At 39.4% G+C, this 21,840-nt stretch carries 17 protein-coding genes; 6 read left to right on the top strand and 11 right to left on the bottom strand.

The window, feature by feature from the left end; all coding sequences use genetic code 11:
- Positions 1–164 precede the first annotated feature (164 nt).
- The 3 genes from I6F49_RS17125 to I6F49_RS17115 all read left to right on the top strand — a co-directional run bounded on the left by I6F49_RS17125 (position 165) and on the right by I6F49_RS17115 (position 1,917).
- On the top strand, positions 165–833 hold the full coding sequence (locus I6F49_RS17125) for a putative quinol monooxygenase (protein ID WP_231615122.1): 669 nt from the start codon (positions 165–167) through the stop codon (positions 831–833).
- A gap of 181 nt (positions 834–1,014) precedes the next feature.
- Positions 1,015–1,269: a MetJ regulator of methionine regulon gene (locus I6F49_RS17120; RefSeq protein WP_166421227.1), complete on the top strand. Its 255-nt coding sequence runs from the start codon at positions 1,015–1,017 to the stop codon at positions 1,267–1,269.
- 63 nt (positions 1,270–1,332) lie between these two features.
- Positions 1,333–1,917 carry a hypothetical protein gene (locus I6F49_RS17115; protein WP_166421226.1) on the top strand — a complete coding sequence of 195 codons (585 nt, stop codon included), beginning with the start codon at positions 1,333–1,335 and terminating at the stop codon, positions 1,915–1,917.
- A gap of 24 nt (positions 1,918–1,941) precedes the next feature.
- Here I6F49_RS17115 and rluF read toward each other — a convergent pair whose 3' ends face one another.
- From rluF to I6F49_RS17065, 10 genes are all read right to left on the bottom strand, one after another.
- Positions 1,942–2,979 (bottom strand): 23S rRNA pseudouridine(2604) synthase RluF, encoded by a 1,038-nt coding sequence (rluF, locus tag I6F49_RS17110; protein WP_166421225.1) that lies wholly within the window; start codon positions 2,977–2,979, stop codon positions 1,942–1,944.
- A gap of 86 nt (positions 2,980–3,065) precedes the next feature.
- Positions 3,066–4,136 carry a DUF418 domain-containing protein gene (locus I6F49_RS17105; RefSeq protein ID WP_197181423.1) on the bottom strand — a complete coding sequence of 357 codons (1,071 nt, stop codon included), beginning with the start codon at positions 4,134–4,136 and terminating at the stop codon, positions 3,066–3,068.
- Between the two features lie 30 nt (positions 4,137–4,166).
- Positions 4,167–5,381: an EAL and HDOD domain-containing protein gene (locus I6F49_RS17100; protein WP_197118937.1), complete on the bottom strand. Its 1,215-nt coding sequence runs from the start codon at positions 5,379–5,381 to the stop codon at positions 4,167–4,169.
- Between the two features lie 89 nt (positions 5,382–5,470).
- Positions 5,471–7,006, bottom strand: coding sequence for a glycogen synthase (locus tag I6F49_RS17095; RefSeq protein WP_197118936.1), 1,536 nt, complete (start codon positions 7,004–7,006; stop codon positions 5,471–5,473).
- A gap of 80 nt (positions 7,007–7,086) precedes the next feature.
- On the bottom strand, positions 7,087–8,388 hold the full coding sequence (gene glgC / locus I6F49_RS17090) for a glucose-1-phosphate adenylyltransferase (RefSeq protein ID WP_197161274.1): 1,302 nt from the start codon (positions 8,386–8,388) through the stop codon (positions 7,087–7,089).
- 14 nt (positions 8,389–8,402) lie between these two features.
- Positions 8,403–10,940, bottom strand: a complete 2,538-nt coding sequence (locus I6F49_RS17085; RefSeq protein ID WP_197181421.1) for a glycogen/starch/alpha-glucan phosphorylase — start codon at positions 10,938–10,940, stop codon at positions 8,403–8,405.
- The gene (glgX, locus tag I6F49_RS17080) at positions 10,933–12,996 is read right to left on the bottom strand and encodes a glycogen debranching protein GlgX (protein WP_197181420.1); all 2,064 of its coding nucleotides are present in this window, start codon (positions 12,994–12,996) and stop codon (positions 10,933–10,935) included. The genes I6F49_RS17085 and glgX overlap by 8 nt, the downstream gene beginning before the upstream one ends.
- Positions 12,989–15,259: a 1,4-alpha-glucan branching protein GlgB gene (glgB, locus tag I6F49_RS17075; RefSeq protein WP_197181419.1), complete on the bottom strand. Its 2,271-nt coding sequence runs from the start codon at positions 15,257–15,259 to the stop codon at positions 12,989–12,991. Before glgB ends, glgX begins: the two co-directional genes overlap by 8 nt.
- A complete protein-coding gene (gene malQ, locus I6F49_RS17070; protein ID WP_197181418.1) occupies positions 15,260–17,254 on the bottom strand; it encodes a 4-alpha-glucanotransferase in 1,995 nt (664 codons plus the stop codon).
- 9 nt (positions 17,255–17,263) lie between these two features.
- Positions 17,264–17,566, bottom strand: a complete 303-nt coding sequence (locus I6F49_RS17065; protein WP_007580752.1) for an isoamylase early set domain-containing protein — start codon at positions 17,564–17,566, stop codon at positions 17,264–17,266.
- Positions 17,567–17,949: 383 nt separating this feature from the next.
- On the opposite strand from I6F49_RS17065, the gene I6F49_RS17060 reads away from it, so the two are divergent.
- On the top strand, positions 17,950–18,894 hold the full coding sequence (locus tag I6F49_RS17060; protein ID WP_166421217.1) for a hypothetical protein: 945 nt from the start codon (positions 17,950–17,952) through the stop codon (positions 18,892–18,894).
- A 31-nt stretch (positions 18,895–18,925) separates the two neighbouring features.
- Here the strand turns inward: I6F49_RS17060 and I6F49_RS17055 are convergent, their stop codons facing one another.
- Positions 18,926–19,354, bottom strand: a complete 429-nt coding sequence (locus I6F49_RS17055; RefSeq protein WP_166421216.1) for an Lrp/AsnC family transcriptional regulator — start codon at positions 19,352–19,354, stop codon at positions 18,926–18,928.
- A 195-nt stretch (positions 19,355–19,549) separates the two neighbouring features.
- Here I6F49_RS17055 and I6F49_RS17050 point away from each other — a divergent pair, with 195 nt between their 5' ends.
- Both I6F49_RS17050 and astA read left to right on the top strand, forming a co-directional pair.
- Positions 19,550–20,755 (top strand): aspartate aminotransferase family protein, encoded by a 1,206-nt coding sequence (locus I6F49_RS17050; RefSeq protein ID WP_166421215.1) that lies wholly within the window; start codon positions 19,550–19,552, stop codon positions 20,753–20,755.
- Positions 20,756–20,801: 46 nt separating this feature from the next.
- Complete coding sequence (gene astA / locus I6F49_RS17045; RefSeq protein ID WP_197181417.1) at positions 20,802–21,836, top strand: arginine N-succinyltransferase; 1,035 nt, start codon at positions 20,802–20,804, stop codon at positions 21,834–21,836.
- Positions 21,837–21,840: the final 4 nt, after the last annotated feature.

Below are 21,840 nucleotides of genomic sequence, written 5' to 3'. Positions count from 1 at the left end.
CTGAGAATAGAAAGTCAGGGCTTTATCTACGGAGCAGTATTAAATACTAGACGCAAAGGCAAGCTCACTGACTTCGATGTGATAAATGATAGCTAATCATTTATCAATGAGAGATACAAGAAGCAAAGCTTAACGCTGGTGAACTTGAAAACTTTAAAGCGGTAATGAATTCGCAAGTTAATCGTGCTCTTAAAGAAGTAGGCACTAAAAATTATCAGTACTATATGTCTGATGCGGGTGATATTTTAGTTTATGAGCGCTTTGCTGATGCAAACTCTTCACACGAGCATATTGAAAATTGGGATGACCACGCAGAGCGCTGGATGGCAGCTGCGGCTCCAACACGCATGATGCATTTAGGTGACCTACCTGATGATGTTCGTAAACGCCATGCTGCTCTAAGCCCATTATGGCTTAAACCCTTTGGTGGTTTTTCTCGCGAAGAAGAGCAAACAAGTCAAATTGAAAAAGACGGCGATACAACATTTAATAACTTTGGCTGGATTGTTGAAGCTAAGCTAAATCCAGGCCAATTAGACGCCTTCCGTGAAGTAATGAACTCACAAGTAGAGCGCGCAAAAACAGAGCCAGGTACACTAAACTACCAATATTATATGTCTGATGATGGCGACATTATGGTTTATGAGCGTTTTAGAGACTTAGAAGCGTCGCATATCCACATTCAAAACTGGGATGACCATGCAGAGCGTTGGATTGCTGCAGCAACACCAACACGTATGGTGCATTTAGGCGATTTACCAAAAGAGCTTACAGATAAACACGCAGCTCTATCGCCACTCTTGCTTAAACCTCTAGGTGGGTTTGCTAAGTAATCTGAACGCTAGATATCTGCTGTTTTAATAGATGGCAGATTCAAGTCTGAAGTGCATAACCTTTTAACCAAAGCTCAGGTTAAGTAAATATTATTGCAGCTTGCTCTATAGATACCTTATAGTTAAATGCCATAACCTATCCGGTTATGGCATTTTTTGTATTTAGTATAAAGGTATAGCATTGGAAAAATTTAAGTTAATAATACTTATAGCAGGCAGTATTTTTATACTCTGTGGCTATTTACGTTTTATAACCGACGAAAATGGTAACGTAAACTTAAACAACTATCGATTTACAGGGGGCTTATTGCTGGTAGTTTCCGGCATGATTGATGGCACAAGAGACTTAGTTAAGCGCCTGCGCTCTAAAAATTCATTATCGGCGATTGCGATTTATTTAGGTATACTCTTATTTTATATTGGCTTTAGCATTTAAGAGTTAAACATTAAGCGCTAATTGAGGCTTTATACAAAGCAATACTTTATGAGCGGATAACCGGTGACCTTTAAACAACTATTCAATAGCGCTCTGTTATTTTTAACAACGGCTCCCCCACTGTTTTTGCTTACATGGGATGAACAAACCGATCCCGCTTTTATCCCCAACGGTATATACGACACTTTAACATTTACGCTATTTCCTATAATGACGATAGTATTGTCAGTAATTTTATTTAGGCACTTATATAAAAAATATAATAATAACTTTGAATTTAAACATACTGTTAAAGATTATATTGTTGAACACGGGAAGTTCCGCTCAGTATTTATACCAATCGGTTTACCTATTTTAATTTACATATGGTTGTGGACGTCGGTATGCATTTCAGTAAAGTTACTGGCCAATAAATACAGCGATAATATATGGCAGCAAGAATATCAATTACTTGAAGTAGCCACTTGCCCAACTGATTATGAATACAGTTGCTCAAAGCTGACTGTGCTTGACTTAAAAAGCTACAGGAAACACAGTTTTAGATGGTATTTAGATAAGAGTAAGCTGGTGAATTTGCAAAATAACAACGTAAATTTAGTGGGCGTTAAAAGCCCACTGGGCAATATAGTACAAGAAATACAGTGGTAGTGAGTATTACCACTTAGCTGCACATTATTTTTTTAAGCTGAGTATACGATCCGAGCTTGGTTTTGCGTCTGGTTTAGCATTAGACGATTTGTTTTCTTTAATGCTTTTTGGCTTACCCACATATGTAGTAGAACGCTTTTGATAAGGCGCGTTACTGCGCTCATTTTTGCGTTCGTCGCTAGCATTAGTACGTTGAGAGTTACGATTTTTATTGCGTTCAGTACTGCGCTCAGCATTTAGATCGCCGTTGTTAAATCGGCGTGGGTTTTCGCCCTGAAAATCGCGTTTTTTAGGCGCTAAAGGTGTATTATTTTCTGATTGTTTATTAGTATCAAGCGAGTGCTCTTGGGTTTTACCAGAATCAGAAATTGAGTCGTTTATTTGCGCCATTTCAATATCTGATAAATGACGCCACTGCCCTACTTTTAAACCTTTAAGTGTTACGTTCATTATGCGCGTACGTTTTAAGGTTACCACTTCGTAGCCTAAATACTCACACATACGGCGTATTTGACGGTTCAAACCTTGGGTAAGTACTATTTTAAATTCTTTAGGGCCACTTTGCGTTACTTTACATTCTTTAGTGACGGTATCTAAAATAGGCACGCCATTCGCCATTTTTGTAACAAACTGACGATTAAGCGGTTTATCTACCGTAACAACGTATTCTTTTTCGTGATTATTACCCGCACGCAAAATTTTATTAACGATGTCGCCTTCGTTAGTTAAAAATATAAGCCCTTCAGACGGTCTATCTAAGCGCCCTATTGGGAATATACGTGTAGGATAATTTACCGCTCGTATAATGTTACTTTGAATTTTACTTTCGGTAGTACACGTTATGCCAACGGGTTTATTGTAAGCAATATAAACGCGCTTCGGCGTCGCTTTAAGCGGTTTACCATCAATTAATACAACATCGGTAGCGGCTACTTTTACGCCCATTTCTGGTAAGTAGCCATTAACGCTGACACGCCCTTGCTCAATATATTTATCGGCTTCGCGGCGTGAACAAAATCCTGTTTCACTAATAAATTTATTTAAACGTTTTAATTCGGTCATGGCACTTATAGCGTAGTAATTTTTAAGGCGAGTAGTGTAAACCACCCACACTATTTTTTCGCCCCTAATTTACTATTTATAGACGTTTAAGCACTAATTTTTGCTTTCGTTAATTTACGCCATACATATTCAAGCGGACCTTGATTAAAATAGCGGCTGTATATAAAGGTAAATATGAGCTGCAGCACAACTAAACCCGTTGCTACTAACCAGTAATCAATACGATCAAAACTGAGTACCCAGTGCGTAAATAGCACTTTATATAACAATAATTGCATGAGTGTTTGGCTAATATATAAAGTAAATGCTAAGCGCCCTGCTTGTTGAATAAGCGTGCCGACATGTGCCCTGTTATTGCAAAACTTAACAATTAAATGAATATACAGCGTAGCCATACCTAGCGCCGCAAACATATTTACAAACTCTTGCACCCCATACCCTAAACTGCCACTAAGCTGTGATGCATAAAGCCTAACACCACAAAAAATAATGGTCATTGCAACGCAAATTATTAATTGCTGAGTCGTTAAGCCTTTACTAAAAACGTCTTGTTTATATAAATAAATACCAATGAGCATAAGACCCACGCACATCCACATTGTCATTATTGGCACTATAATCAGCATTAACATGTTCATAGCGAGGTTACTAATAAAGTAATCAATATAGTGCGGGTTATATAAATCTATAAACTGTGCTGAATCGCGGTAAATTACTTCATCGGGTGCGCTAGATATAACAAGCACGGTAGCTACACCCGATAACAGAATAAATTCAAGCCCTCTTTTTAAAAGTACGTTGCTATTACTCTCTAAATATTTAATAACAAACCAGCCAGATACACCGTAAACAAATAAAATATCACCTGCCCAAAGTAAAAAACCATGCGCTAAACCAAAGAGTATTAACCAATAAAGCCTACTTTTTAATTGCACCTCAGACTTATAACGTTGCCATTGAATGTAAAGCCCGGCGCCAAAAAGCAAACTAAACAGCGTTCTAAAACGCCCATCTACAAACACGCTGCTAAAGGTGTGAATAATTGAGTCGCTAACAGGAGGATTAGCTAAAGGGGTATATCCGTATTCAAAAAGGCCAAAGGCGTAAGCATTCATGTAAACTAGGCCAAGCACGGCAATGCCGCGAATAAAGTCCATATTATAATTGCGCATTAAAGCTGTTATCCGTTAAATATTGTTCTTGTAACTGTCAGCCCAATCGACTGACTGCTGGTAAAGTGGAGGTAGTATAGCACTATCTATATTTAGCAAAAGTACGGCTTGCTCAAGTGCCCACCAGCTCCCTGTTTCGTATGCTTTAACAACATTTAAAATATAATACAGTGTGTTTTTATCCCCTAATAATGCCGTTTTTATTTCATCAGGAAAAGGGAGTTTTTCAACAAGTAAGCTCATGGGTTGATCAAGTATTGCATCCAGTAACGAGAATAGCCCAGTTAAAAATGCTTCGCCTGACTGGCTTTTATCAACATTTTTTGCTAACAACTCACAAAAACGAGCACGTACAATACACACTTGCATTAACTCTGCAGGCTTTTTACCCGCTGTATGAGCAGTAACAATAAGGCTCACAAACTTTTTAAGGCGTTCATGCCCTAAATACACAAGCGCTTGCTTGAGCGATGATATTTCGCTTTGTATAGGAAACACACCGCTGTTTATTAAACGCAGCAATTTATATGCAAGCGCAGCATCAAGCTCAAACAGTCCAGATATAGCTTTTATATCTGGACTGTTTTTCATTATTTCGGCGTAAATAGCGACGACTAAACCATAGTTATAGTCGATGTCGTTTTGTTTGATCATGGTGGGTTTTGCAAAAAAATAGCCTTGAAAATAATCAAACCCCATATCAAAGGCGAGCTTGTAATCGTCTTGGGTTTCTATTTTTTCGGCTAGTATTTTTATTTGTTTATGCGATTGTAACTTATTAATTATGGGCTGTATTTCGCTAAGAGGTGTAATTGCAATATCAAACTTAATGAGTTTAACAAGCTTTAAGAAACGATCCCATTGTGGTTTATATACAAAGTCATCGAGTGCAAGTTTGTAGTTACTATGAAATAAACCTCGGCATAGTTCATAGTTATCGTCGTTGGGTTCGATGGTTTCGAGTAACTCAATTACAACGTCTTGGCATGGTAAAAAAGCACATAAATCGAGTTTTAAAGATTCTGGCCCTATATTAATGAGCGCCTTTTTACCTGATGTAATATGACGTGTGCCTAAGTTAAGTTGATTTTCCATAATAAGCCTTGCTGTTGCTTGGCCTTCGGCAATATCAGGAAAATAATTTTTAGGACTATCACGAAAAAGTAGCTCATAGGCTACTACTTTTTTACTTCTATTGAATATTGCTTGCCTTGCAACAAATACAGACACATTACCTACTTCTTAGTTTTTATATAATACTAAGTAATTAAACCCTAAGCAGGCACAATTGTCACTAAACTTTGAAATACAGTAACGATTTACCTATATAAGGTTGTTATATAATCAGCTGCCACTTGTGGCCACGAAAAACGCATTTGCTCTGCGCTGTGCTTTATTTTATGCCACTTTTTAGGATTCTGCTTTTTAATTAAGAGAGTTTCGTCTAAACAGCTAATTAAATTACTCGTTTGCGTTGCCAACGTATCGCCATTAAAACTAAATCCATTTTCATGATGCTTTACCGTGTCTTTTAATCCGCCTACACTGTGAACTAAACACGGTTGCCCCGCACGCATTGCCAGCATTTGGCTAATACCACAAGGTTCAAACGAGCTTGGCATTAAAAACAAGTCACCTAGTTGATACATTAAATCGCCAACACCTTGACCATAACCTTTCAAAAATAAAAGATTGGAATTACGTGCCATTGCTTTGGTAAATATGCTCTCGAGTTCTTTGTCACCCGAGCCTAAAATAATAAGCCTACCGTTATATTCATTAATTACTTGGCACACTTTATCAATAGCTAAAGTTCCATTTACCTGCTGGCACAATAACAAAACCTTTTGCTCTGTAAGTCGGCCAACGCTTGTGACTAGTGGCCCATCATTAGCCGTAGCTTTAAATTGTTGTAGTCGTTGATGGGCAATATAATAGCCGCTTTGTAACTGCTCGTTATTTGCCATCCAGCCAAACAATGTGTTTTCTGCTTGGCTATAAAAATCAGCGATTGTAACCCCCTCTAAAGTGTTACTTGGGTATTCACAGCCATTTAAAATACCAACAAGCTTACCTTGGCTTGCTGCGTTTTGAAGATCTTGCTCAAGCCCTTCACCACCAAAAAAGCCATGCTCGTAATTGCTAGGTTCAAGAACCTCTTGGCTGTAGGTTGGCGATACAACATGTACTTTATCGCATAGGTTAATTGCACTGCGCATAGGGTTAAAGCAATGCGGATAACGCGGATCGCATATTTGTTGGCCATTATAACTAAGTGACGGAAACCACGCCTCTAAGCTTGAGTCGTCGTGTTTAAAAGGTCTTATCCCTTGCAGTGCAATATTATGCACCGTGTAGGCAATATGTAAGGTATTAAGTGAGCTATAACGAGGCTCAAACTTAAGTAAAACTGCAACGCAGGCGCTGTGCCAGTCATGTAAATGCAGCGCTGTAGGGCGCTTTAACACACCTTGTAATAACGCTTCGCAAACAGCTGCATTAAATAAAGCAAATTTTGTGGCATCGGTTGCAAAAGGCCTCCCCGGTGCATCATTACAATATACACTGCCTGATTCACTAAATAACGGATGGCTAATAACAATTTGGCTTACATTACTTTGTGGTTGCTCTATTTTGAAAAGTGTTAATACATGGGGTTGAGCATTAAATGCAACGGTTACTTCACCTATATAAATACGCTCAAGCGGCTCAAACCCATAGTCAGGAATAACAACATCAACCGTTATACCTTTTTTGACGAGAGCTTTAGGGGCATCGCGCACTACATCTGCAACACCACCTACTTTTGCGCCCGGTAACGCGTCATTTTCTGCTGCAACCATTAATACATGCATTAATTTACTACTTCCTTTAAATCTGTGTGGGCTTGCTCATAAATGAGCAAGCTTTGTTGTCGTGCTTACTTAACTTATTGTTACGCTAGCTTTTTATTCTCACGCGCTTGGCGCTCTAACTTTTTTGCAAGCTCAGTGAGCATATCACGGGTAACAAGAACGATGCCTTTTTTAGAGACCCTAAAGCCGTTTTCTTCATCTGTTTTTTTGTCAAAACCGATTTCAAGACCTGCCGGTATTTCACAGCTTCTATCTATTATTGCGCGCTTAATTTTACAACCTCGGTTTATAACTGCACCTGGTAAAATTACCGACTGCTCAATGGTACAAAAAGAACGAACATGCACATTAGAAAACAATAAAGACTTTCTTACTGCAGAGCCCGAAATGATACACCCACCCGACACGGTAGAGTCTAATGCCATTCCGCGTCTGTCATCGTCATCAAAAATAAATTTAGCGGGCGGTAGTTGCTCTTGATAAGTCCATATTGGCCACGTTGGATCGTATAAGTCGAGTTGTGGCTCTGGCATTACCAGCTCCATATTAGCTTCCCAAAATGAATCTAGCGTACCTACATCGCGCCAATAAGGTTGCCCTTCTTGGTCTGGATCTCTAAACGGAAAAGCAAATACATTATGCTCTTCTATAATCGCCGGAATAATATCGTGGCCAAAGTCGCGGCCTGAGCCTTCATTTTCAGAATCTTTTTTAAGTTGCTCAAACAAAAATTCAGTATTAAAAATGTAATTCCCCATTGATGCTAAACAGGTACCTGGCTTACCCGGTACAGAGCTAGGCATTGCTGGTTTTTCATCAAAACGACACACTCTGTTTTGCTCATCAACAGTCATTACACCAAACGTATCAGCGGCTTCCTCTACGGGCACTTCAATACAACATACGGTCATATCAGCGCCTTTTTGCACGTGTTCAGCCAGTAAAGCACCATAGTCCATGCGGTACACATGATCTCCAGACAAAATCATCACATATTTAGGCAATTCGTGACGAATAATATCTATATTTTGAAAAACTGCATCTGCGGTTCCACAGTACCAATCATCGCCTTGACGCTGAGATGCAGGGAGTATTTCAACCGACTCACCCAGCTCTTTTTTAAAGTGCCCCCACGCGCGGTTTACATGGCGAATGAGTGAATGCGACTTATATTGTGTGGCAATACCAACGCGTCTCACACCCGAGTTAATACAGTTTGATAGTGGAAAATCGATAATTCGATGCTTACCACCAAAGTAAACTGCGGGCTTTGCTCGCCAGTCGGTTAGCTCATGCAGACGAGAGCCGCGACCCCCTGCCAGTATTAACGCGTAAGTTTCCCGGGTTAAGCTACTTATGTAGCGATTTGCATAATTAGGCATAATACTCTCTCCATTTAGTCTAGGCTGTTAGTGGCATGGCTTTTAGTTGTCGTTAAGTCTGTTTCACTAATATTGAGGGGTTCTAAATGCCAAATGTCTTCACTGTATTGGCTTATGGTTCTATCACTTGAAAACATTCCACTGGCTGCCGTATTTAAAATACTCATTTGTGTCCAGTAGGTTTGATCTGCGTACGCTTTATCTACTTCTTTTTGAGCAACTACGTAACTCTCAAAATCGTGAGCTACAAGCCATGGATCGTGCGGGCTTTTAATTGCATTGGTTATATCGTCAAATAAGCACGGTTCAAACAAATTAAAATGACCGCTTTCGAGTAGTTGCATTACATTATTTAAATCACTATTTTGTGCGATTAAGTGCTCAGGGTTGTAACGCGATTTAATATCATCAATTTGATGCGCTTGTGCGCCAAACAAAAAGAAGTTATCTGCACCAACAGCGTCTCTAATTTCAATGTTAGCACCATCTAGCGTGCCTATCGTCAATGCACCATTCATCATAAACTTCATGTTGCCAGTACCAGATGCTTCTTTACCTGCGGTAGATACTTGCTCTGATAAATCGGTTGCAGGACAAATCACTTCCATAGCGGTTACGTTGTAATTAGGTAAAAAGGCGACGCGTAAATACGGGGCTGCTAACGGGTCTTTATTTATAACCTCTGCCACGTTATTAATAAGCTTAATGATTTTTTTAGCCATGTAATAACCAGGCGCTGCCTTACCACCTAATAAAACACAACGAGGAACAAGCCCTTGAGTATCACCACGGCGAATGCGGTCGTATAAATGAATCACATGAAGTATGTTTAATAGCTGACGTTTATATTCGTGAATACGTTTTACCTGTACGTCAAACATCATCGATACGTCAAAATCAACATCGCAGCGAGTCTTAACCAAATCAACTAAACGCTGTTTGTTTTCGCGTTTAGCATTTTGCCATTGCCCATGAAATGCTTTGTCATCAAAAAAGCGGCGTAGGTCACTAATAGCTGAAAAGTCTTTAACCCAGCCATGACCAATTTTTTCGCTGATTAATTCACTTAAAATAGGATTACAATGCGCAAGCCAGCGTCTTGGTGTAACACCATTGGTTTTGTTATTAAATTTATCTGGCCACAGCGCGTAAAACTCTTTAAATAAGCCCGCTTTTAACAGTTCAGTATGCAGTGCCGCTACGCCATTTACAGAGTAACTACCTACAATAGCTAAATAAGCCATACGAATTTTCGGCTCGTCACCCTCTTCAATTAAAGATAAGGCACGCTGTTTATTAACATCACCCGGCCATTGCTGTGCAACTTGTGCTAAAAAGCGTGCGTTTATCTCGTAAACTATTTCTAAAATACGTGGCAATAGTTTTGAAAACAACGAAACAGACCACTTTTCAAGCGCTTCAGGAAGTAGCGTATGGTTTGTGTAGGCCATTGTTTTAGTGGTAATTTGCCAAGCATCGTTCCAATCAAGTTCGTAATCATCAATTAAAATACGCATCAGCTCTGCAACAGCAATACTTGGGTGCGTGTCGTTTAACTGAAAAACATGAAAATCAGCAAAGTCGCTAAAGTTCTCGCCATGTTGGGAAACCCACTGATCAACTACGTCTTGAATACTCGCAGATGATAAAAAGTATTGTTGGCGCAATCTAAGCTCTTTACCATTTTCGCTGCTGTCGTTTGGATACAGCACCATGGTAATTTGTTCAGCTAGGTTTTTTTGTGCGACGGCTTCTGAGTAACTGCCTGCATTAAATTCGGTCAAATTAAATTCATCTGTCGCTTCTGATTTCCATAAGCGTAGCGTATTTACAATATTGTTTTTATAACCTGGGACAGGGACATCGTAAGGGACAGCTAATACATCTTGTGAACTCATCCATTGACGATGCTCTCGGCCAAATTTATCCGTGTAACTTTGCACGTAGCCGCCAAATTTCACACGTTTTGCATGCTCTGGCGCGCTTAGCTCCCATGGGTGCCCTTCGCGCAGCCAGTTATCTGGTTGCTCAATTTGGTTACCATCTTTAATGGATTGGTTAAACATGCCGTATTCGTAACGAAGGCCATAACCAATGACAGGTAACGCTAGACTAGCACAGCTATCTAAAAAACAAGCAGCTAGGCGGCCTAAACCACCGTTACCTAAGCCTGCGTCGTGTTCGGCATCTTCAATCGTTTCTATTGTTGTACAGTATTCTTGTAGCGCTGAGCTTACTTGCTCGTCTAAATCTAAATTTAAAACGGCATTACCAAGTGCACGCCCCATTAAAAACTCAAGCGATAAATAGGCTGTTTTACGGCGTTTATTTTGCTTAATTTGCTGGTTTGTTTCTCTGCAACGCGCAACAAGTCTGTCGCGAATAGTAAGCGCTAATGCGTGATATAAATAATGCTGCGACTCGCCAACTTTATCGCGGCCGAGGGTATAATAAAAATGCCGTGTTAAGTCATCTTTAAGCGTACTTTCATCTATAACAGGACCTTCTTGCCAGCCCTTTACTACACATACTTGATCACTTTGTTTAGCCATGACTTACATCCTCTAAATTGGCACTAAAAACCCAGCTGCTTTGTGCTGTAATTTCAACCATCGCATCTTCATTACTACTCACAGATGCATTATTTACACTTGATAAAACCATTTGCCACGGTGCATTAATAGGCGAAGGCGGCATTTGGCAAAAAACTGTTTTTTTACTGGCATTAAATACCATCAGTAATGCATGATTATTTTGCTTATCAAGTAAGCTATACATTAAAAACTGCCTGGTATCTTCATGCCAATTCGCGTCGGTCATGGTTTTACCTTGTTCGGTAAACCACTTAACGGTAAAACGCTCGTCTATATCATCTAAAAATACACTGTGTTTAAACGCACGGTGTGCGCGTCTAATTTTTAACGCGTCATCAATAAATCGTGTTAGCGAATGATTAAGCTGAGAATCTTTCCAGGCAAGCCAACTCGTACGATTATTTTGGCAATAGGCATTGTTATTACCCCCTTGCGAGTGCGCCATTTCGCTGCCAGCGGCAATCATGGGAACACCTTTTGAGAGTATCAAAGTAAGTAAAAAGTTTTTTTGTTGTTGTAAGCGCAGTGCATTTATTTTTGAGTCACTGGTAAAGCCTTCTACTCCGCAGTTAAACGAGTGATTTGCACTGTGCCCGTCTCGATTTTGCTCACCATTAGCTTCGTTATGTTTTTCCTCATAACTCACTAAATCAGCAAGCGTGAAACCATCATGACTCGTTATAAAGTTGATACTATTGAGTGGTCCGCGCTGGCTGTGCTCAAAAATATCAAACGATCCATGCAAACGTTTTCCAACGCTTGCTATAATGCCTGTTTCACTTTGCCAAAAACGTCTAATTACATCACGGTATTGATCGTTCCATTCTCGCCATGGCGGCGGAAATGCACCCAACTGATAGCCACCAGGGCCGATATCCCAAGGCTCACTTATTAGCTTAACCTTGTTTAGCACTGGATCTTGAGCTACCACTTGTAAAAAAGTATGCGCAGAGCTAAAGCCTGCTTTCGAGCGCCCTAAAATGGTCGCTAAATCAAACCTAAAACCATCAACTCCCATTACTTCAACCCAATAACGAAGGCTGTCGAGTACCAGTTGCAGTGTTTTAGGGTGATCAATATTTATGGTATTGCCACAGCCAGTATCGTTTATATATACATCAGGCTGCCCTTCTACTGTGCGGTAATACGCTAAGTTATCAAAGCCTCTTAACGATAATATAGGGCCATCTGCCCCCGCCTCTGCTGTATGGTTATAAACAACATCTAAAATAACTTCTATGTCGGCTGCATGAAGCTCACGCACCATTTGCTTAAACTCGTTTATATCGTCGTTTACCAAATAGTCTTTATGAGGGGTAAAAAAGTTAAGCGTGTTATAACCCCAATAGTTTTGTAGGCCTTTTGCAGTTAAAAATTGCTCACTAATAAATGAATGAACAGGTAAAAGCTCAACTGCTGTAACGCCAAAGCTTTGTAAGTGCTCAATAAAACTAGGGTGGCTTAACCCTAAAAACTTCCCTTGTAGAGATTTAGGTATTTTAGGATGACGACACGTTGTGCCCTTAACATGACACTCGTAAATGACCGTGTTTGACCAGCGGTGGTTTGGCTTTTTATGCGCATACAAAGTAGGAGCTGCTACTTTTGATTTAGGTATATCAATCGCATTATTTACGCAACTTTTCGTACCAATTGGCATTTGCCCATAATGACGTTCGCTCCAAGTAAACTCGCCAAATAAGTCTTTTGCATACGGGTCTATAAGTAGCTTATTTTCGTTAAATAATTGACCATTTTTAGGGTTATATTCACCCTCGACTCTAAAGCCATAAAGTGCGCCTGCGCTTAATGGCGAAATATGAATACTCCAAATACCCCCTTCGTTGATATTCATCGCCATTTTTAGGATTTCTGAATGGCCACTTTTGTCAAACAGACATACATAAGCTTGGCTTGCACCTGGCGCATAAAGCGCAAAGTTAACCCCGTTATTAATAACACTAGAGCCTAGCGGTTCTACATTACCTGCGGCTACATCAAATTGGTTACTCATCATCAACCTTTTGTAAGTAAATAGTGGTTAAGCCGCCAATGGCAATTGAAATACTGTGTTTAAAGCCATGGTTTGACTCATCGATAGCATTAACTATCTGCGATGAATCTTTAGTTACCTCAACGCCTGAGCCAAAAAACTGAGTGTCGTCAGTATTTAAAATAACCTTGTAACGTCCTTTACTCGGTACGCCAATAACATAGTTTTCATATGACGCGGGGGTAAAGTTAGCAATAACAACCACAAAGTCTTTTGCGTTTTTAGCATAGCGAACAAAGCTTAAAATGCTCTGCTGATTGTTATTGTTATCTATCCAGGTAAAACCAGCTGCACTCGAATCTAACTCATACAACGCGGGTTGGGTTTTATAAACGGTATTGAGCGCTTTTACGGTTTGCTTTACCCCGTTATGGCTTTGGTGCTCAAGTAAATGCCAATCGATAGAATGATCGTGCCCCCACTCTTTTCGCTGTGCAATTTCGCCACCCATAAACAAGAGCTTTTTACCTGGGTGTGCCCACATAAATGCATAATAAGCGCGTAAGTTTGCAAATTTCTGCCAATCATCGCCTGGCATTTTTTCAATTAACGAGCCTTTTCCGTGTACTACTTCATCGTGGCTTAATGGCAATATATAGTTTTCACTAAAGGCATATACCATCGAAAAAGTCATCTCGTGATGATGATGCTGACGATAAAGCGGGTCGTGCTGCATGTAATGCAAGCTATCGTTCATCCAGCCCATATTCCATTTATAGCCAAAACCTAAACCGTTATGCTCAACACTTTGGGTAACACCTGGCCATGCTGTTGACTCCTCAGCCACCATCATAATGCCTGGGTTGTTTTTGTAGCTGCGCATATTGACTTGTTTTAAGCACTCTATTGCACCTAAGTTTTCGCGCCCGCCGTAGCAATTAGGGATCCACTCGCCTTCTTTTCGGCTGTAATCTAAATACAACATAGAGGCTACGGCATCTACCCGCAGACCATCTAAACCAAATTGATGTAACCAGTACATAGCATTTGAAATTAAAAAGCTTTTAACTTCAGGGCGGTCGTAATTATAAATGTAGGTATTCCAATCAGGGTGAAAACCTTGGCGCTTATCGGCATGTTCATATAAATGTGTGCCATCAAATCGGTGCAAGCCATGCGGATCACTAGGAAAATGCCCAGGTACCCAATCAAGTAAAATACCTAAATTCGCTTTATGGCACTGCTCTACAAAGTATTTAAAGCTGTTGTAGTCGCCAAAACGGCTGGTAGGTGCAAATAAACCAACGGGTTGATAACCCCACGAACCATCAAACGGGTATTCACTTATTGGCATAAGTTGCAGGTGAGTAAAATTCATTTCAAGGGCGTAGCTAACCAGTTTGTCAGCAAGCTCTGAGTAACTTAAATAGCGGTTGTTTTCAGCGCGTTGCCATGAGCCTAAATGCACCTCATAAATACTAATTGGCGCATCAATATGATTGCGTTTTTGCCTGTTTTTAAGTGCCTGCTCGCCAAGTGTTATAGGTTCTGGTTTATACTGCAGTACACTTGCAGTACCCGGTGCTTGTTGCATTTTAAATGCATAGGGGTCTGCTTTTTCAAGTACGTCTCCGCTTTGGGCGGTAATTGCAAATTTGTAGCACATGTCGGCTTTAAGGCCCGGTACAAATAACTCCCATACACCGCTTGCCGGGTGAAAGCGCATAAAATGGCGATTAGCTTGCCAAAAATTAAACTCACCAATAATAGAGACACTTGCCGCGTTGGGTGCCCATACACAAAAGCGCACACCCTCTACGTTTTGTTGAGTGCTAAAATGTGCACCAAAATGAGAGTAAGCATGCTCGAGGCTTCCTTCATTAAATAAATACATTGCCTGTGCATCAAGAGTGCTTTCAAAGCTGTATTCATCATAAAAGGTAACGCTGCTATTTGTGTACTGAGCAATGCATTGATAAGGCGCAGTGGGCAGCGCATCAACTTTGGCTATAAATAAGTCACTTTGTTGATAGCGCTTTGCTTCAATATTTTTATTATTTAATGTAACGCTTACGTTTAATGCAGTTGGTAAGAACAAGCGAATCTCAATACCTGCGCTTGTTTCATGTGCCCCTAAAAAGCTAAATGGGTCTTTAAAACGCCCTGTACTTAATGCATGTACTTGTGCATCGTAATTATTTTCCTGTACTGAGCTGTTTTGTACTGAATTAGCAAGTTCTGAGCTCTCCTGTGCTGGCGATTTTTTGTTAGTTGTACTGCTCATTTAACCTTTCCTTATTGAATCGATAGCAGATAAAAGTGAGCCATTTTTAGTAAAAATCTCTTCACTGGTATGCGTTAATACACGTCGCCAATTAGGATATTCTTTATCTGTCCCAGGGATATTTACCGGATACTGTTGCTCATCTAAATCATCTATTTGTATTGCAAATAAACGCGATTGAGAGCCTGCTAAACACAATGCTAGTGCGTTATAAACTTCGATTGCATCGCTATGTAACAAAAGATCAGTTGCATTGCCATGGTGATTAATAAAACGTAGTAGCCTATGCTGCTCTTCTGTTCGCTGTTGCTTTAATTGCGCGTATTCGTCATCAGTAATTAGCTTGTATTGTTGCTTAATATTTAAATCAGCATGTTGCCACCAGCCTGTAAATGGGGGGACATCGTGATTGGCTATCATTAACAAACAATGTGTTGCTAGCTCATTTACCGATAAAAATTCACCACTGTGTTGTTTTTCAAAATAAAATAAGCTGTTAGAAAAGATACCGCTTGAAGCCAAAGCCTGCCTTACCTCTGGCGGTACAACGCCTAAATCTTCCCCAATTACGATACTCTGATTAATATGCGATTCAATTTTTAAAACCGCGAGTAAGTACTCAAACGGGTAGTAAACATAACAGCCATCTTGTTCGCCATTATTTTCAAAGCACCACCATAGGCGTCTAATAGCCATTACGTGGTCAATTCTAAGTCCACCTACATTTTGCATGTTTGCGCGAATGAGCGAGCGATAAAATTGGTAGTGATTATTACTAAGACTTTGAGGGTTTAGTGCTGGAAGCCCCCAGTTTTGGCCAGCTTCGGCCCATGGATCAGGTGGAGCACCTACACTTGCACCATCGCTAAACAATATTTTTTGGTTTTTAAATTCGGCTCCATCACCCGCACAGCCAACGGCTAAGTCGTTTATTAACCCGATAGCCATACCTTGCTCTGCACAACTTTTTTGGCACTGTGCCAATTGAATATGTGCTTGCCATTGCAGGTAATAATCAAACGTTACGTTATCTGATTCGAGGGTGTTTAGCGTCGTTGAATGAGTATTACAAAAATCTGTAAAAGCATGGCGACGCTCATCACTTGCTGTTAGTTCAAACTGGTTATAAAGCGCTTCAAATAACGCATACTTTATACGGCTTACATTTTCGTAATTTATAAACTGATCGTTGCTTTGCAATAACGCGATTACATCATCTTGCTGCATTAGAGTATTAAGCTTTTCGTTATTTGGTGCGTCTTCGCTTAATACTATGGAAATATAAAGAGGGTTTAATAAAGCGCGACTATTAGGACTATAAGGGCTTGCGCGCTCTGGCATATCAGCAAATAACAAATGCAGTGGATTAAGTAATATGTAATCCATATTTTGCGAGCTGCATAATTTTGTAAGCTTTAGTAAATCGTCAAAGTCGCCAATACCTAAATTCGCTTTATTTTTTAACGTATAAAGCTGAATAGATAATCCAGTGCGCTTTGCATCTTCAACTTGATAAACTTGCTCAGGCACACACCAAATTTGTGTAATAGCCTGCTGCTCACCTACCTGAACATTAGCGTCATGATAGCCGATTGGCATAGTGTCTATAGGCAGTGCCAGCTCAATGTAGCGAACGCCATGTAAGTAATACTCACCTGTAACCGCCAAGTTATAGAGGTTCTCAACCGCTATATTCATCCCAAGTGAAGGGATATTAATGTTAGCGGCTAAATTTTGCTGGCGTTCGTCTATACGAAGCTTTAACAAACACGTATTTTGATCAACTAAACTCACACTGGGCACTAAATCCAGCCAAAGCGATGCATCTAAATCATAAGTTAGTTGAGCTACTTGCGCTTCGTTATTTGTATCAACACCACAACATTGCAAAGCACGTTTACGCGTGTCTTCGCTAAAAAACACCTGTTCACCTGTATACTTAGTGAATTCAAAGCCAATACCATGCAGGTAAAACAACTGCGAAAGAGCATCCATTGAATCGCCTTAATTAATGCGTTGAGTATTTACTATGCTGTTTTCTGTACCAAATGTATTGCCAATGTAGCCATCAGCTTGGTGGTCGTTATCCCAAATATCGCCATTAATTAAATAACGAAAGTGAAATTGTTGATCGATAGGTAAGCGTTGCTTAAATTTAAAAACACCTTGTTTTTTATTAAGCTTCATTGGCACAGGTTGCCAATCATTAAATTCACCTAATAAGCAAACTTCTTCTGCCTCAGGATGAGAAAACTCAAAGGTTACTTCAGCTTCATCTTTTGTTTTAAAAAAACGTTTATTCAACATAGCAGGCTCCAACTAAACCAAAAAGGGTACTTAATCTTTGCCACAGGCCATACAACTAAACAAAAAGGCGATGTGGATTCCATTCAAAATCATTAAACACGTTTTAAGTTAACCAAAACTTTATTTACGCATTATTACAGTGCAACAATTCATTTTTTCTGCACCTAAAAAGTGCGGTTAGTATATAAACAATCTATTTTAAAAAGCTCACTAGTACAGAGCAATTTTTGAACCAACTAGGTAGGCATCACATTTTATTTATTTAACCGAATTTAACGTTAAATAATCCGAGAGTATTGCCTAAATTTATAAAATTCTTTTGTTATGTACTTTCATCAGCGATAATACACAGCATCTTAATACTCTGAAATATCATAATTTTCATGTTGAAAAAAAGCATTTTTATAACTATAGCCATCATATTTTTAATAATAGCCACACTTGTTGGTTCTTCAATCTATACCCTTTATAGTAAAAAAGAAATCTCAGTTGATCCTAAATTAAAAGAAATATCAGGTATTGAATTTGATAAGCACAAACGTTTATGGGCTATTAACGACGGAGGCAATGAACCTAAGCTTTACCGCCTCAATCAAGACGGTTCTATCGCCAAAGAAATCTTAGTCGAAAATGCTAAAAATATAGACTGGGAAGACATGACTCAAAACAAATTTGGGCACTTTTTTTTAGGCGATTTTGGTAATAACAAAAACGATCGTCGATGGCTCACTATTTATAAAATAGAAAACCCTATTGATATTAAAGGCGACACTACTCAAGCCGAAATAATCAAATTTACCTATCCTGAAATGGATGGAACTCCAATAAAACCTAATAATCGTAATTTTGATTTAGAAGCATTTGTAGCACTCGGTCGTCATTTATATTTATTTACTAAAAATCGTACAGAACCTTTCGATGGCATTACTAAAGTGTATAAAGTGGGGGATCATGCAGCAAATTTTGATGCTGAGTTAGTTGACTCTTTTAAAACGTGTACCACGCTTGAAAAACTCTGCTGGATAACCTCTGCAGCACTCAGCCCCGATCGTAAAAAATTAGTGTTACTTGATTCAACCAGCCTTTGGTTATTTGAAAACTTTAAAGGTGATAAGTTTTTCTCTGGTGATGTATCAAAAATAGATTTAGGAATTGTTACTCAAAAAGAAGCCGTCACCTTTTTTGATGACAACACGATTGTATTTACAGATGAAGAGTTTAAAGGTATTGGCGGTAATGCTTATTTTATTAAATTAGATGAAGCAACGAAAGAAGTGATTAAAAGAGCAAAAACAACACCTACAACCACCAATACAGCAACAAAATAACTTGCTGCATTGGAATTATAAGTACTTTGACTCATCGCTTAAATTTGGTCTCTAAAATAACAGACGATGTAGTGCGCTCTACTCCATCAAGATTACCTATATCGTCTAGCAAATGACTCAGCTGCTCTAGATTTTGCGCTTGTACCACAGCAATTAAATCAAACTCACCACTTATGGCATAAAGCTGAGAAATTGCATCTATTTGCTTAAGCTCTATATTCGTTTTTGTCGTTAATTTTTGCTTAACCTTAATAGACACATGAGCTGATACCATTTTACTTAAATAGTCATCCCCATAATCAACGCTATACCCTTTAATCACACCGCTTTCTTCTAATTTGAGCATACGGCTTTGTACTGTTGAACGAGATAAATCGAGCATGCGAGCAAGGTCAGAAATACTGGCTCTAGCGTTTGTTTTTAGTACAGAAAGTAGTTTCTCGTCTTGTAGAGTTATCATAATGGTTATTTTCTTCGTTATTTTGACTTTTATTTTAATCATTTTTCACAAAATAGCACTGCAAATTTAACTGTTAACCTTCGATAATGACCCCTACAAGAAATAATAACGTGTTTGCTGAAGAATAAAGGCTATATTCTTCTTTGAGTTAGCAACTAACCTTTTATCTAAGCCCATTCAATTTAGGTGTACAAAATGCAAGTAACAAGAGACTTATTTAACGACGTAATGGTACCAAACTATAACCCTTCAGCTATTATTCCTGTTCGTGGCGAAGGCTCTCGTGTGTGGGATCAAAATAACAACGAGTTTATTGATTTTGCAGGTGGTATTGCCGTTAACTGTTTGGGTCATTGTCACCCGGCGCTTGTTAAAGCATTAAAAGAACAAGGCGAAAAAATTTGGCACTTATCAAATGTAATGACTAATGAGCCAGCGCTTCGTTTGGCTCAAAAAATGGTTGAAGCAACATTTGCTGACAAAGTTTACTTTGCAAACTCAGGTGCAGAAGCAAACGAAGCGGCACTTAAACTAGCCCGTCGTTTTGCACTTGATGTGTACGGCGCTGAAAAATCACAAATAATTGCATTTAACAAAGGCTTTCACGGTCGTACTTTCTTTACCGTAACCGTTGGCGGGCAAGCTGCATATTCTGATGGCTTTGGTCCAAAACCTGCTGACATAGAACATTGTGACTTTAACGACATTGCTGCATTTGAAGCGCTGATCAGCGATAAAACATGTGCTGTTATGATGGAACCGTTGCAAGGTGAAGGCGGTATTATTTCACCAACAGATGAATTTGCTAAAAAAGTACGTGAACTTTGTACTAAACATAATGCGCTACTTATTTTTGATGAAGTACAAACAGGTGTTGGTCGCACAGGCGATTTATACGCTTACGAAGGCTTAGGAGTTGTACCTGATATTTTAACAACTGCAAAAGCATTAGGTGGTGGTTTTCCAATTGGCGCTATGATCACTCGCACACACATTGCTGAGCATTTAAAAATTGGTACGCACGGTTCTACTTACGGTGGTAACCCACTTGCTTGTGCCGTAGCCGAAGCTGCATTTGATACCGTAAATACACCTGATGTACTAAATGGTGTTAAAGAGCGCGAACAGTTATTCCGTGATGGTTTAAATGCAATTAACGAAAAATACAACGTGTTTAGTGAAGTACGCGGTAAAGGCTTATTAATTGGCGCAGTACTAAATGACAAATTTGAAGGCCGTGCACGCGACTTTTTAGTAGCCAGTGCTAATAATGGTTTAATGAACCTTGTAGCTGGCATGAATGTAATTCGCTTTACGCCATCTTTAGTTATTCCGTTTGAAGATATTAAAGAAGGCTTAGCGCGCTTTGAAAAAGCCGTTAGCGATGTAGTAAACGGTTAATAAAATTTAGCGCGTTTAATAAACGCGCTATTGGAGCAAGTAATTAATGCAAGTATTACGTCCTATTACTGCCAATGATTTTGACGCACTTAAACAAATTGCGATTGAATCAGGCCATGGATTTACCTCTTTACCTGTTGATGATGCACAGCTAAAAGAAAAAATTGAACGCGCTGAAATAAGTTTTGCAAAAAATGTTAACCAGCCACTCGATGAAAGCTATTTATTTGTTTTAGAAGACAGCGAAACAGGTGATGTTATAGGTACTACCGCTATAGAAGCTGCAGTGGGCTTGTCGGTGCCTTTGTATCATTATCATTTAGGTAAAACAGTTCATCACTCGCCTACTTTAAATGTATATAACACCGTTGATATTTTAAGCATGTGTAACGACTACACCGGTTGCTCTGAAATATGCACATTGTTTTTGCGTGAAAACAGCCGCAAAGGTTTAACAGGTCGATTTTTATCGCGTTCACGCTTTTTGTTTATGGCGCAGCATAGCGAGCGTTTTGCCGATACTGTTATTGCAGAAATGCGCGGCGTGAGCGACGAAGATGGGCACTCACCTTTTTGGCAATGGCTTCAAGAGCATTTTTTTAGTATCGAATTTCCAGAAGCGGATCACTTAGTGGGCTTAGGCGATAAGGTATTTATTAGCGAGTTAATGCCTAAATACCCTATTTATGTGAACTTGCTTAGCAAAAAAGCCCAAGCAGTTATTGGTCATGTGCATGAAAAAACAAAACCTGCGCTAAAATTATTAGAAAAAGAAGGTTTTGAGCACAGAGGCTACGTTGACTTATTTGACGCAGGTCCAACGGTTGAAGCAAAACTTGGTAATATTCGCAGTATTCGCGACTCTCAAGTTTGCCCTATAACAATTGGTGAGCTTGATCACATATCACAAAATAGCTCAGATACGTTGGCTGTATGTAATCAAGGCGTAAGTGGCTTTAGAGCAACCTTTACCAAAGACGCACATTACAATCATGCAAAACATACTCTCGTCATTAGCCAAGATGTGGCTAAGGCGCTTAATTTAAGCCAAGGAGATGCAGCGCGATTCTTCCGCCTGTAAATTA

This window comes from Pseudoalteromonas sp. SWN166 (assembly GCF_015864485.1).
Lineage (GTDB): Bacteria > Pseudomonadota > Gammaproteobacteria > Enterobacterales > Alteromonadaceae > Pseudoalteromonas.
The sequence above is the reverse complement of the archived record's forward strand: the minus strand, read 5'-3'. Positions and strand labels throughout refer to the sequence as shown.